Source organism: Streptomyces sp. NBC_01707 (assembly GCF_041438805.1).
Taxonomy (GTDB): Bacteria; Actinomycetota; Actinomycetes; order Streptomycetales; family Streptomycetaceae; genus Streptomyces.
In genome coordinates, this window is sequence record NZ_CP109190.1 from 5,687,494 (window position 1) to 5,700,453 (window position 12,960).

Genomic DNA, 12,960 nt, shown 5'->3' on the forward strand with positions numbered 1-12,960 from the left:
GCACCGTCCGGAGGGTGAACCGCATGACCCAGACAGTCGCAGTCCTTGGCACCGGCAAGATCGGCGAGGCCCTGCTCAGCGGCATGATCCGGGCGGGCTGGCGCCCCGCCGACCTGCTGGTCACCGCGCGCCGCTCCGAGCGTGCCGAGGAACTCCGCACCCGCTACGGCGTCGAGTCCGTCACCAACGCCGAGGCCGCCAAGCGCGCCGACATCCTCATCCTCGCGGTCAAGCCCCAGGACATGGGCCGGCTCCTCGAGGAGCTCTCCCCTCACATCACCACCGAACGCCTGGTCATCAGCGCTGCCGCCGGCATCACGACCGGTTTCATCGAGGACCGCCTCGCCGCGAGGACTCCGGTCGTACGTGTCATGCCGAACACCCCCGTCCTCGTGGACGAAGGAATGTCCGTCATCTCCGCGGGCAGTCACGCCACCACCGACCACCTCGCGGCCGCCGAGGCGATCTTCGGCGGAGTCGGCAAGACCCTTCGTGTCCCCGAGTCCCAGCAGGACGCGGCGACCGCGCTCTCCGGGTCGGGACCCGCGTACTTCTACTTCCTTGTCGAGGCGATGACCGACGCGGGCATTCTGCTCGGTCTGCCGCGTGCCCAGGCCCACGACCTGATCGTGCAGGCCGCCATCGGCGCCGCGGTGATGCTCCGCGACAGCGGCGAACACCCGGTCAAGCTCCGCGAAGCCGTCACCAGCCCGGCAGGCACCACCATCAGCGCCATCCGCGAGCTGGAGAACCACGGCGTACGGGCCGCCCTGATCGCCGCCCTCGAAGCGGCCCGCGACCGGAGTCGCGAGCTGGCCTCGGGCAACGGCTGACCCTCACTTCCCCGCGGCCGCCACCAGCTCCGCGCTGGCCACGACCTTCGCGAACCCACCGCTGTGCAGCGTCACCGCGGTGGCCCGCGCCAGCTGGTCCGCGCTCAGTTGCCACCCCCACGGCCCGATCGCGTCGAAGGTGTACGTCGCATCGAACGCGAAGAACACCTCGTACCCGAGGTTCCCGCCCATTCGCGCCGTGGTCTCCGCGCACATATTGGTCTGGATCCCGGCCACCACGATCTGCCGCACTCCGGCCTCATTCAGCCAGGCGCCCAGATCGGGCGTCCCGTAGAAGGCGGAATTGACCGTCTTCGTCAGAAACAGCTCGGGTCCGCCGCCCTTCCCCCGCCGCTCCTCCACGTATCCCTTGAACGCGTTCCCCGAGTATCCGGGCCGCAGCGGAGAATCCGGCTTCGTCGAGTCATGCCGTACGAATACGACGGGGCGCCCGCTCTCCTGCCACGCATCGATGAGCCCGGCGATGTTCCGGTCGGCCTCGGGATTGTTCCGCGGACCCCAGTACCCCTCCTCCTCAAAGCCTTCCTGCACGTCCACCACGACCAGCGCTGCGTTCCCTGCGATCTCCATGGGAACCATGCTGCCGCCACGCACCCGTGTAGCCCAGAGGACGAAAAGTCATCGATCGATGCTTTACTGCCACCATGGCGCCCGGACACGCACCCACCCCCGCCCGCATCGCCCTTGTCGCCTTCCCCGGCGTCCGGGCGTTCGACGTCTCCGTCATCACCGAGGTCTGGGGCGTGGACCGCACCGACCGCGGCGTCCCGCCCTTCGACCTGCGTCGTGTCGCCACCGACCCGGCCCCCGTCCCCCTCCGCGGTGGCCTCTCCCTCACCCCGGACCGCACTCTCGCCTGGCTGACCCGCGCCGACCTGATCGTCGTCCCCGGCCTCGACGACCATCTGACGCCTGCCCCCGCCCCGGTCCTGGAAGCCCTTCGCCGCGCACACGCCCGCTGCACCCCGATCGCCGCGCTCTGCGGCGGCGCATTCACCCTCGCCCAGGCGGGCCTCCTCGACGACCGCCGGGCTGTCACCCACTGGAACCTCACCGACCTCCTCCGCACCCACCACCCCCGCGTGACAGTCGTTCCGGATGCGCTGTTCCTCCACGACGACAACATCTGGACGTCAGCGGGCACCGCGGCCGGCATCGACCTCTGTCTCCATCTCGTCCGTACGACCCATGGCGCCGAAGTCGCAGCAGCGATCGCGCGTTCGATGGTCACAGCCCCGTTCCGCACCGGAACCCAGGCCCAATTCATCGAGCACCCCACTCCGCACACCGACCGTGATGCCGACACCCTCGCCGCGGTCCGGGCCTACGCCCTGACCCACTTGGCCGAACCGCACACGGTGGCCGGCCTCGCCGCCCGCGCCGGCATGTCCCCGCGCTCCTTCGCCCGTCACTTCCAGGCGACCACGGGCACCACCCCTCTGCGCTGGCTGATCACTCAGCGCATCGCCGCAGCTCAAAAGCTTCTGGAACGCACCGACCTCCCCCTCCCCGAGGTGGCCCGCCGTACGGGCTTCGGCAGCGAGATCACGATGCGCCAGCACTTCGCCACCCACCTGGCCACCAGTCCCCGCGACTACCGGCTGGCCTTCCAGCACACCCTGGACCAACGGGAGGTTGACATGGCCCGCCTGCATCCGTAATGTGCTCCGAGTTGTCCGACGTGAGTGCCGACCTCGGTCGGTCCCCGGACAGCCATTCCGCAGTAACCACAACGAGCGAGCGACGTCTGTCGCCCGGCTTTGTGTGCGCATTTGCGAAATGAAGAATCCACGTTCGAAGGAGCGTGACCCCGATTAGCGTCGAGGCGCAGGATTCGCTAAAGTCTCACTCGTCGGAACGGCCCAACAGCCGGGAAGGCAAACCCCGCTGACTGGGAATCAGGCCCGAAAGGATCTGATAGAGTCGGACTCGCCGGAAAGGGAAACGCGAAAGCGAAGAACTGGAAAGCGCAGTGAAAATTCTCCTGCTCCGCAGGGGGCCGCTTCGACCGGGAATCGGACACGAAAGAGTCTGATAGAGTCGGAAACGCAAGACCGAAGGGAAAAGCCCGGAGGAAAGCCCGAGAGGGTGAGTACAAAGGAAGCGTCCGTTCCTTGAGAACTCAACAGCGTGCCAAAAGTCAACGCCAGATATGTTGATACCCCGGCCTGTTTCGGCAGGTTGGTGGTTCCTTTGAAAGTCCTGCCGGGCCTTTGTGGTTCCGGTAGGCAATTACACAGCGAGGACGCTGTGGACGATCGGTCTTATTCCGGCTGATCGTCCCGCTCTCGTGATGTGTCTCCCGATTACGGGAAAACATTCACGGAGAGTTTGATCCTGGCTCAGGACGAACGCTGGCGGCGTGCTTAACACATGCAAGTCGAACGATGAAGCCCTTCGGGGTGGATTAGTGGCGAACGGGTGAGTAACACGTGGGCAATCTGCCCTTCACTCTGGGACAAGCCCTGGAAACGGGGTCTAATACCGGATAACACTCTGTCCCGCATGGGACGGGGTTAAAAGCTCCGGCGGTGAAGGATGAGCCCGCGGCCTATCAGCTTGTTGGTGGGGTGATGGCCTACCAAGGCGACGACGGGTAGCCGGCCTGAGAGGGCGACCGGCCACACTGGGACTGAGACACGGCCCAGACTCCTACGGGAGGCAGCAGTGGGGAATATTGCACAATGGGCGAAAGCCTGATGCAGCGACGCCGCGTGAGGGATGACGGCCTTCGGGTTGTAAACCTCTTTCAGCAGGGAAGAAGCGAGAGTGACGGTACCTGCAGAAGAAGCGCCGGCTAACTACGTGCCAGCAGCCGCGGTAATACGTAGGGCGCAAGCGTTGTCCGGAATTATTGGGCGTAAAGAGCTCGTAGGCGGCTTGTTGCGTCGGTTGTGAAAGCCCGGGGCTTAACCCCGGGTCTGCAGTCGATACGGGCAGGCTAGAGTGTGGTAGGGGAGATCGGAATTCCTGGTGTAGCGGTGAAATGCGCAGATATCAGGAGGAACACCGGTGGCGAAGGCGGATCTCTGGGCCATTACTGACGCTGAGGAGCGAAAGCGTGGGGAGCGAACAGGATTAGATACCCTGGTAGTCCACGCCGTAAACGTTGGGAACTAGGTGTTGGCGACATTCCACGTCGTCGGTGCCGCAGCTAACGCATTAAGTTCCCCGCCTGGGGAGTACGGCCGCAAGGCTAAAACTCAAAGGAATTGACGGGGGCCCGCACAAGCAGCGGAGCATGTGGCTTAATTCGACGCAACGCGAAGAACCTTACCAAGGCTTGACATATACCGGAAAGCATCAGAGATGGTGCCCCCCTTGTGGTCGGTATACAGGTGGTGCATGGCTGTCGTCAGCTCGTGTCGTGAGATGTTGGGTTAAGTCCCGCAACGAGCGCAACCCTTGTTCTGTGTTGCCAGCATGCCCTTCGGGGTGATGGGGACTCACAGGAGACTGCCGGGGTCAACTCGGAGGAAGGTGGGGACGACGTCAAGTCATCATGCCCCTTATGTCTTGGGCTGCACACGTGCTACAATGGCCGGTACAATGAGCTGCGATGCCGCGAGGCGGAGCGAATCTCAAAAAGCCGGTCTCAGTTCGGATTGGGGTCTGCAACTCGACCCCATGAAGTCGGAGTTGCTAGTAATCGCAGATCAGCATTGCTGCGGTGAATACGTTCCCGGGCCTTGTACACACCGCCCGTCACGTCACGAAAGTCGGTAACACCCGAAGCCGGTGGCCCAACCCCTTGTGGGAGGGAGCTGTCGAAGGTGGGACTGGCGATTGGGACGAAGTCGTAACAAGGTAGCCGTACCGGAAGGTGCGGCTGGATCACCTCCTTTCTAAGGAGCACTTCTTACCGGGCTTGCTCGGTCAGAGGCCACTTCGTCGGCAAATGTTCGACGGTGGTTGCTCATGGGTGGAACGTTGACTATTCGGCACGGTTCTTCGGGATCACTAGTACTGCTTCGGCGTGGAACGTGAATCGTGGAGGGTCGTGTCGGGCACGTTGTTGGGTGTCTGAGGGTATGGCCGCGAGGTTGCCTTCAGTTGCCGGCCCCAGTGAACTCGCCCTTAGGGGTGGGGTGATGGGTGGCTGGTCGTTGTTTGAGAACTGCACAGTGGACGCGAGCATCTGTGGCCAAGTTTTTAAGGGCGCACGGTGGATGCCTTGGCACCAGGAACCGATGAAGGACGTGGGAGGCCACGATAGGCCCCGGGGAGCTGTCAACCGAGCTTTGATCCGGGGGTGTCCGAATGGGGAAACCCGGCAGTCGTCATGGGCTGTCACCCGCTGCTGAACACATAGGCAGTGTGGAGGGAACGAGGGGAAGTGAAACATCTCAGTACCCTCAGGAAGAGAAAACAACCGTGATTCCGGGAGTAGTGGCGAGCGAAACTGGATGAGGCCAAACCGTATGCGTGTGATACCCGGCAGGGGTTGCGCATGCGGGGTTGTGGGATCTCTTTTTCATAGTCTGCCGGCTGTGAGACGAGTCAGAAACCGTTGATGTAGGCGAAGGACATGCGAAAGGTCCGGCGTAGAGGGTAAGACCCCCGTAGCTGAAACATTGACGGCTCGTTTAAGAGACACCCAAGTAGCACGGGGCCCGAGAAATCCCGTGTGAATCTGGCGGGACCACCCGCTAAGCCTAAATATTCCCTGGTGACCGATAGCGGATAGTACCGTGAGGGAATGGTGAAAAGTACCGCGGGAGCGGAGTGAAATAGTACCTGAAACCGTGTGCCTACAAGCCGTGGGAGCGTCGCTGTTGTTCTTCGGAGCAACAGTCGTGACTGCGTGCCTTTTGAAGAATGAGCCTGCGAGTTTGCGGTGTGTTGCGAGGTTAACCCGTGTGGGGAAGCCGTAGCGAAAGCGAGTCCGAATAGGGCGTTTTAGTAGCACGCTCAAGACCCGAAGCGGAGTGATCTAGCCATGGGCAGGTTGAAGCGGAGGTAAGACTTCGTGGAGGACCGAACCCACCAGGGTTGAAAACCTGGGGGATGACCTGTGGTTAGGGGTGAAAGGCCAATCAAACTCCGTGATAGCTGGTTCTCCCCGAAATGCATTTAGGTGCAGCGTCGTGTGTTTCTTGCCGGAGGTAGAGCACTGGATAGGCGATGGGCCCTACCGGGTTACTGACCTTAGCCAAACTCCGAATGCCGGTAAGTGAGAGCACGGCAGTGAGACTGTGGGGGATAAGCTCCATGGTCGAGAGGGAAACAGCCCAGAGCATCGACTAAGGCCCCTAAGCGTACGCTAAGTGGGAAAGGATGTGGAGTCGCAGAGACAACCAGGAGGTTGGCTTAGAAGCAGCCACCCTTGAAAGAGTGCGTAATAGCTCACTGGTCAAGTGATTCCGCGCCGACAATGTAGCGGGGCTCAAGCGTACCGCCGAAGTCGTGTCATTCCAGCGTTGAGGGCCAACGCCTGCTGGGATGGGTAGGGGAGCGTCGTGTGCCGGGTGAAGCAGCCGCGGAAGCGAGTTGTGGACGGTTCACGAGTGAGAATGCAGGCATGAGTAGCGATACACACGTGAGAAACGTGTGCGCCGATTGACTAAGGGTTCCTGGGTCAAGCTGATCTGCCCAGGGTAAGTCGGGACCTAAGGCGAGGCCGACAGGCGTAGTCGATGGACAACCGGTTGATATTCCGGTACCCGCTTTGAAACGCCCAATACTGAATCAGGCGATGCTAAGTCCGTGAAGCCGGCCCGATCTCTTCGGAGTTGAGGGTAGTGGTGGAGCCGACGAACCAGACTTGTACTAGGTAAGCGATGGGGTGACGCAGGAAGGTAGTCCAGCCCGGGCGGTGGTAGTCCCGGGGTAAGGGTGTAGGGCGTGTGATAGGCAAATCCGTCACACATTAAGTCTGAGACCTGATGCCGAGCCGATTGTGGTGAAGTGGATGATCCTATGCTGTCGAGAAAAGCCTCTAGCGAGTTTCATGGCGGCCCGTACCCTAAACCGACTCAGGTGGTCAGGTAGAGAATACCGAGGCGTTCGGGTGAACTATGGTTAAGGAACTCGGCAAAATGCCCCCGTAACTTCGGGAGAAGGGGGCCATCACTGGTGATTGGATTTACTCCATGAGCTGGGGGTGGCCGCAGAGACCAGCGAGAAGCGACTGTTTACTAAAAACACAGGTCCGTGCGAAGCCGTAAGGCGATGTATACGGACTGACGCCTGCCCGGTGCTGGAACGTTAAGGGGACCGGTTAGCTGACTTTCGGGTCGGCGAAGCTGAGAACTTAAGCGCCAGTAAACGGCGGTGGTAACTATAACCATCCTAAGGTAGCGAAATTCCTTGTCGGGTAAGTTCCGACCTGCACGAATGGCGTAACGACTTCTCGACTGTCTCAACCATAGGCCCGGTGAAATTGCACTACGAGTAAAGATGCTCGTTTCGCGCAGCAGGACGGAAAGACCCCGGGACCTTTACTACAGTTTGATATTGGTGTTCGGTTCGGCTTGTGTAGGATAGGTGGGAGACTTTGAAGCAGCCACGCCAGTGGTTGTGGAGTCGCCGTTGAAATACCACTCTGGTCGTGCTGGATGTCTAACCTGGGTCCGTGATCCGGATCAGGGACAGTGTCTGATGGGTAGTTTAACTGGGGCGGTTGCCTCCTAAAGAGTAACGGAGGCGCCCAAAGGTTCCCTCAGCCTGGTTGGCAATCAGGTGTTGAGTGTAAGTGCACAAGGGAGCTTGACTGTGAGACCGACGGGTCGAGCAGGGACGAAAGTCGGGACTAGTGATCCGGCAGTGGCTTGTGGAAGCGCTGTCGCTCAACGGATAAAAGGTACCCCGGGGATAACAGGCTGATCTTCCCCAAGAGTCCATATCGACGGGATGGTTTGGCACCTCGATGTCGGCTCGTCGCATCCTGGGGCTGGAGTCGGTCCCAAGGGTTGGGCTGTTCGCCCATTAAAGCGGTACGCGAGCTGGGTTTAGAACGTCGTGAGACAGTTCGGTCCCTATCCGCTGCGCGCGTAGGAATATTGAGAAGGGCTGTCCCTAGTACGAGAGGACCGGGACGGACGAACCTCTGGTGTGCCAGTTGTCCTGCCAAGGGCATGGCTGGTTGGCTACGTTCGGAAAGGATAACCGCTGAAAGCATCTAAGCGGGAAGCCTGCTTCGAGATGAGTGTTCCCACCCCCTTTGAGGGGTTAAGGCTCCCAGTAGACGACTGGGTTGATAGGCCAGATGTGGAAGCCCGGCAACGGGTGGAGCTGACTGGTACTAATAGGCCGAGGGCTTGTCCTCAGTTGCTCGCGTCCACTGTGTTAGTTCTGAAATAACGAACGGCCGTGTTTTTGCCCGGTGTTGGTTAATTTCATAGTGTTTCGGTGGTCATTGCGTTAGGGAAACGCCCGGTTACATTCCGAACCCGGAAGCTAAGCCTTTCAGCGCCGATGGTACTGCAGGGGGGACCCTGTGGGAGAGTAGGACGCCGCCGAACAATTATTCCGGGAAAGCCCCGTGCCCTTGTGGCACGGGGCTTTTCTGCGTTCTGAGCGTCTAGGCTCGAACCATGCGCTACGAACTGGTCATCTTCGACAACGATGGTGTGCTCGTCGACAGTGAGCCGATCTCCAACACCATCCTCTCCGGCTACCTGACCGAGCTCGGTCACCCCACCTCGTACGAGGAATCGCTCCGTGACTACATGGGGTCTGCCGTGCACCGGATCCACGACCTCGTCGAGGAGAGGACCGGGGAGAAGCTGCCTGCGGACTTCGACGAGACGCTCCACTCCCGGATCTTCAGTGCGTTCCAGCAAGAGCTGGAGCCGGTCGAAGGGGTCGCCGACGTGCTGGGAAAGCTCGTCGCCGACGGGGTTCCGTACTGCGTCGCCTCGTCCGGGAACCACGAGCGGATCAGGGTCGGACACCGGAAGACCGGGCTCGACCAGTGGTTCGAGGAGGAGTGGATCTTCAGTGCGGAGGACGTGGGGCGGGGGAAGCCGGCGCCCGACCTGTTCCTCCATGCCGCTGAGCGGATGGGAGTTCCGCCCGAAAGGTGTGTCGTCATCGAGGACAGCCCGCTCGGGGTGGAGGCGGCCCGGGCCGCGGGGATGGATGTGTACGGGTTCACGTCGATGATGCCCGCCGACCGGCTCGCCGGGGTGACCGGCTGCTTCTCCGACATGGCTCAACTGCGGGAATTGCTCGCCTGATCCATCTACCCACGGGTAGGCCAGGGCCCTACGCTGCGGCCATGAAGGATGCGCGGTTGCGGCACGGTAGGGCCTCCTTGGCGTTGAGCTTCTTCGTGCAGGGGGTCACGTTTGCCCTGCTCGTGACGCGTATTCCTGCCATTCAGGACCGGTACGGGATATCCGACGGCCTGCTGCCCGTGTTCCTTGCCGCCGTGCCCATCCTGGCCGGGGTGGGCAGCGTGGTCACCGAGAAGGTGGTCGCGCGGGTACGGCCCCGGGTCGTGCTCCGGTGGGCACAGCCCGTCGTACTGCTGGCGCTGCTCGGTGTCGGGGCAGGCGGTGAGTTGTGGCAGGCGGCCGTGGCGCTCGGTGTGTTCGGGCTGTCCGTCGGGGCACTCGACGCCTCCATGAACATGATGGGGGTCAGCCTCCAGCGGGCGTACGGGCGCAGCATCATGCTCGGGTTCCATGCCGCGTACAGCCTGGGCGGGATCGCCGGGGCGTCGATGGCATGGGCCGGGGCGCACTGGGATCTGACGCTGCTGGTCTCGTATCTTCCGGCGGTCGTCGTGCTGTTGCCGGCCGCGTTCATCGGGAGCCGGTGGTACGTCGAGGGCGCCGAGACGGAGACCGACGCCGACGGGCAGCGGGAAGAGGTCTCTTCCGGGGTCTCGGTCTCGTTCAGGCTGCTGATGCCGCTCTGTCTGGTGATGAGCTTCGCGTACATCGGGGACTCGACGGTCTCCAACTGGAGCGCGAAGTATCTGCAGGACGTGCTGGGGAGCTCGGAGCAGCTGTCGACCGTTCCGTACAACGTCTACATGGTGACGACGCTGCTGGGTCGGGCTGTGGGGGACTTCGGGGTACGGCGGTTCGGGGCCGTGACCGTCGTGCGGTTCGGGAGTGTGCTGGCCGCGGCCGGGTTCGGGGTGGTAGCGGTTGCCTCCGGTGCGTGGATCGGGATGCTGGGGTTCACCATGCTGGGGTTGGGGCTGTGTGTGATCGTGCCTCAGACGTTCGCGGCCGCAGGGCGGATGTTCCCCGGTGCGAGCGATACGGCGATCGCGCGGCTGAACGTCTTCAACTATGTGGGGTTCCTGGTGGGGTCGCCGTTGGTCGGGGCGCTGGGGGACGCGTGGAGCTACCGGGGCGCGATGCTCGTCCCGATGGTGCTGGTGCTCGCGACGCTCGTGTACGCCAAGTCGTTCGGTCCGGAGCCTGCCCGATACGGTGGCGGGCATGAGCGGCCGCGCACAGTTGATGTGGGATGACGCAGTAACGGGATACGACTTCGGGAGCAGTCATCCGATGGACCCCGTCAGGCTGGCGCTGACGATGGGTCTGGTGCGGGCGTACGGGCTCGACAGTGCGGTGGACGTGGTGGCCGCCAAGCCGGCCGGGGACTCCACCCTTCGGCTCGTGCACCGCGAGGACTATGTGGCGGCCGTGCGCGCGGCATCGGCGGACCCCAGGGCGGCCGATCAGAACTACGGGCTCGGGACGATGGACGATCCGGCGTTCGCGGGGATGCACGAGGTGTCGGCGCTGATCGCCGGGCAGTCGGTGGCGGCGGCCGAGGCGGTGTGGCGCATGGCCACGGCGCATGCGGTGAACTTCGCAGGTGGGCTGCACCATGCGATGCCGGGTGGCGCGTCGGGGTTCTGCATCTACAACGACCCGGCGCTGGCCATTGCCCGACTGTTGGAGCTGGGCGCGGAGCGGGTCGCGTACATCGATGTGGATGTGCACCACGGCGACGGGGTGCAGGCCGCGTTCTGGGAGGACCCGCGGGTTCTGACGGTGTCGCTGCACGAGCATCCGCGGACGCTCTTTCCGCAGACCGGCTGGCCGGAGGAGACCGGTGCCGGTGCGGGGGAGGGTGCCGCGGTGAATGTGGCGCTCCCTGCCGGTACGGGGGACGCGGGGTGGCTGCGGGCGTTCCATGCGGTGGTGCCTGAACTGCTGGCGGACTTCCGGCCGCAGGTGCTGGTGACCCAGCACGGTGCCGACACGCACTTCGAGGACCCGCTCGCCCATCTGGCGGTGTCGTTGGACGCGCAGCGGTCGGTCATGGAGTCGTGTCATGAGCTCGCCCATGAGTACGTGGAGGGCGGGCGGTGGGTGGCGCTCGGCGGCGGAGGGTATGCGGTCGTCGACGTGGTGCCGCGGTCCTGGACGCACCTGGTGGGGATCGCAGCGCATGCGCCGGTGGACCCGGAGTCGGTGATTCCATCTTCGTGGCGGGACGAGGTCTACGCCCGGACGCGGCAGTTGGGGCCGGCCCGGATGACGGATGGGCGTACGCCTTCCTGGCAGTCGTGGGAGGGCGGGTACGACCCGGCGGACCGGCTCGACCAGGCGGTGCTCGCGACCAGGCGGGCGGCGTTCCCGTTGCGGGGGCTGCTGGCCTGAAACGGGCGGGGACGGTCCTGGCGCGGCCGATTCCGTGCTGACGTGACGAAGGGTTGCGCCAACTGAGGAATGGTTACGCCAACTGTGGGGCGTAGTCGGGCTTCTGTCCCCCCGTCCGGGTGGTTGGGGGAGCATCGGCAGGGTGTTGAGCACCGGAGCGCTGCGTGCGCATCTGCTGGCGGCCCGGCTGGCCGGGCCCGTGGCCACCTCGCGGGAGGTGAGCCTGCGGAGCTATCGGCTGTTCGCGGCGAGGGATCCGCGGGTGCTGCTCGGGCTCCATCCCGAACGAGGATGGGACGAGTGCGATCTGCTTCGGTTGATGGCTGACAAGTGCGGAGTCTCGGACGATCCTGCTCATGTTTCGGGTCCTGATGTGATCGATCCGGAGCGCACTTTGGCTGGTCTGGACGCGTTTGCCGAGCGGCTGTCGAACGTGGCGGCCCGGCGGGCGCCGGTGCTGTTCGGGACGGGTCATCCGCACCGGCTGCTCGGCTTCTACGCCGCGCTGGCAGACGCTTTGTCGGCGGCCGGCTGCGCCGTACTCACCCCGGCGCAGGGGCGATGTATCGACATAACGACCCGGTTCGGCGTACGCACCTACAACCTCGATTACGTACGGGGAGTCGCCCTGGTGCGCGAGCCCGGCGTGCGGGTACGCGGTGGTGAGCCGGGCGCACACACCCACTCGCCGCTGCCGGTTCGGGTGGCGCTGGAGGCCGCGGTGGCTGCCCACGGGGGGCTGCCCGAGCTCGTCGTCGGGGACCACGGATGGGTCTGCGGGGCAGGTCAGCTGGGCATTGAGGCGATCGGCCTGGCGGACACGGATGATCCCGCGCTGTTCGTCGGTGAGGCCGAGGGGCAGGTGTCGGTCGCCGTTCCGCTTGATGACGCCGTTCGGTCCGCCTACTACCGGCCGCTCACTCGCTATGTGCTCAATCGGGCGTGTCTGTCACAGTAGGCGGCCGATGGTCCCTCCTCTTCCCCACTCGCATCACCCGCCCCTAATCTGGGGAGTGAGCGCACAACGACGAAGAGTCACCGGAGGGGAAGCCGGTGCGCGTCTCGTGCGGAAGGTACAGGTGGGTCATGGCTGCTGGCAGCGAGAGGCCTCTCAACGAGGTCAAGTTTCTGACCGTGGCGGAAGTCGCCTCGGTCATGCGGGTGTCGAAGATGACCGTGTACCGCTTGGTGCACAGTGGTCATCTGCCGGCGATCCGGGTGGGCAGGTCCTTCCGGGTCCCGGAGCAAGCGGTTCACGAGTATCTCCGCGAGTCCTTTGTGGGGGTGGAGTCAGCCTGACGTCGGCCTCGGATTACGTCCCTCACCCGGTGGCGGGTAGGCTAGGCCGACGTAGGTCGTGTGGGCCCAGACGCCCCGCACCAGTGAAGAGAAGTGAGCGAGGGTAGTCGTGGGCTCTGTTATCAAGAAGCGGCGCAAGCGGATGGCCAAGAAGAAGCACCGCAAGCTGCTCAAGCGCACGCGCGTTCAGCGTCGCAACAAGAAGTAAGCGAACGCAGTTCGTGAATCCGCAG

Annotated in this window: 9 protein-coding genes and 3 rRNA genes; 11 read left to right on the forward strand and 1 reads right to left on the reverse strand. The window is 63.6% G+C overall.

What is annotated here, in order from left to right; all coding sequences use genetic code 11:
- Positions 1 to 23 precede the first annotated feature (23 nt).
- Positions 24 to 833 carry a pyrroline-5-carboxylate reductase gene (gene proC, locus OG963_RS25645; protein ID WP_093777818.1) on the forward strand — a complete coding sequence of 270 codons (810 nt, stop codon included), beginning with the start codon at positions 24 to 26 and terminating at the stop codon, positions 831 to 833.
- 3 nt (positions 834 to 836) lie between these two features.
- Here the strand turns inward: proC and OG963_RS25650 are convergent, their stop codons facing one another.
- Positions 837 to 1,424: a cysteine hydrolase family protein gene (locus OG963_RS25650; protein WP_093777816.1), complete on the reverse strand. Its 588-nt coding sequence runs from the start codon at positions 1,422 to 1,424 to the stop codon at positions 837 to 839.
- A 74-nt stretch (positions 1,425 to 1,498) separates the two neighbouring features.
- On the opposite strand from OG963_RS25650, the gene OG963_RS25655 reads away from it, so the two are divergent.
- From OG963_RS25655 to OG963_RS25700, 10 genes are all read left to right on the forward strand, one after another.
- Complete coding sequence (locus OG963_RS25655) at positions 1,499 to 2,515, forward strand: GlxA family transcriptional regulator (protein WP_371799486.1); 1,017 nt, start codon at positions 1,499 to 1,501, stop codon at positions 2,513 to 2,515.
- Between the two features lie 658 nt (positions 2,516 to 3,173).
- Positions 3,174 to 4,699, forward strand: a 16S ribosomal RNA gene (locus OG963_RS25660).
- Between the two features lie 297 nt (positions 4,700 to 4,996).
- Positions 4,997 to 8,121, forward strand: a 23S ribosomal RNA gene (locus OG963_RS25665).
- 79 nt (positions 8,122 to 8,200) lie between these two features.
- Positions 8,201 to 8,317 (forward strand): 5S ribosomal RNA (gene rrf, locus OG963_RS25670).
- Together the 16S, 23S and 5S rRNA genes form the textbook arrangement of a ribosomal RNA operon.
- A 72-nt stretch (positions 8,318 to 8,389) precedes the next feature.
- Entirely contained in the window at positions 8,390 to 9,034 is a 645-nt protein-coding gene (locus tag OG963_RS25675; protein ID WP_030928204.1) for an HAD family phosphatase, read from the forward strand.
- A gap of 41 nt (positions 9,035 to 9,075) precedes the next feature.
- Positions 9,076 to 10,287 carry an MFS transporter gene (locus tag OG963_RS25680; RefSeq protein WP_176902278.1) on the forward strand — a complete coding sequence of 404 codons (1,212 nt, stop codon included), beginning with the start codon at positions 9,076 to 9,078 and terminating at the stop codon, positions 10,285 to 10,287.
- On the forward strand, positions 10,256 to 11,428 hold the full coding sequence (locus tag OG963_RS25685; RefSeq protein WP_093776232.1) for an acetoin utilization protein AcuC: 1,173 nt from the start codon (positions 10,256 to 10,258) through the stop codon (positions 11,426 to 11,428). The genes OG963_RS25680 and OG963_RS25685 overlap by 32 nt, the downstream gene beginning before the upstream one ends.
- 142 nt (positions 11,429 to 11,570) lie before the next feature.
- Positions 11,571 to 12,386: a phosphatase gene (locus OG963_RS25690; RefSeq protein WP_030928195.1), complete on the forward strand. Its 816-nt coding sequence runs from the start codon at positions 11,571 to 11,573 to the stop codon at positions 12,384 to 12,386.
- Between the two features lie 128 nt (positions 12,387 to 12,514).
- The gene (locus tag OG963_RS25695) at positions 12,515 to 12,727 is read left to right on the forward strand and encodes a helix-turn-helix domain-containing protein (protein WP_014046653.1); all 213 of its coding nucleotides are present in this window, start codon (positions 12,515 to 12,517) and stop codon (positions 12,725 to 12,727) included.
- 109 nt (positions 12,728 to 12,836) lie between these two features.
- The gene (locus OG963_RS25700; RefSeq protein WP_003948845.1) at positions 12,837 to 12,935 is read left to right on the forward strand and encodes a 30S ribosomal protein bS22; all 99 of its coding nucleotides are present in this window, start codon (positions 12,837 to 12,839) and stop codon (positions 12,933 to 12,935) included.
- Positions 12,936 to 12,960 lie beyond the last annotated feature (25 nt).

What these genes read in the sequence shown, in the direction of transcription:
- proC (WP_093777818.1), top strand. Translation starts at nt 24, where the DNA reads ATGACCCAGACAGTCGCAGTCCTTGGCACCGGCAAGATCGGCGAGGCC.
- OG963_RS25655 (WP_371799486.1), top strand. Translation starts at nt 1,499, where the DNA reads ATGGCGCCCGGACACGCACCCACCCCCGCCCGCATCGCCCTTGTCGCC.
- OG963_RS25680 (WP_176902278.1), top strand. Translation starts at nt 9,076, where the DNA reads ATGAAGGATGCGCGGTTGCGGCACGGTAGGGCCTCCTTGGCGTTGAGC.
- OG963_RS25650 (WP_093777816.1), bottom strand. Translation starts at nt 1,424, where the DNA reads ATGGAGATCGCAGGGAACGCAGCGCTGGTCGTGGTGGACGTGCAGGAA.
- OG963_RS25685 (WP_093776232.1), top strand. Translation starts at nt 10,256, where the DNA reads ATGAGCGGCCGCGCACAGTTGATGTGGGATGACGCAGTAACGGGATAC.
- OG963_RS25695 (WP_014046653.1), top strand. Translation starts at nt 12,515, where the DNA reads ATGGCTGCTGGCAGCGAGAGGCCTCTCAACGAGGTCAAGTTTCTGACC.
- OG963_RS25675 (WP_030928204.1), top strand. Translation starts at nt 8,390, where the DNA reads ATGCGCTACGAACTGGTCATCTTCGACAACGATGGTGTGCTCGTCGAC.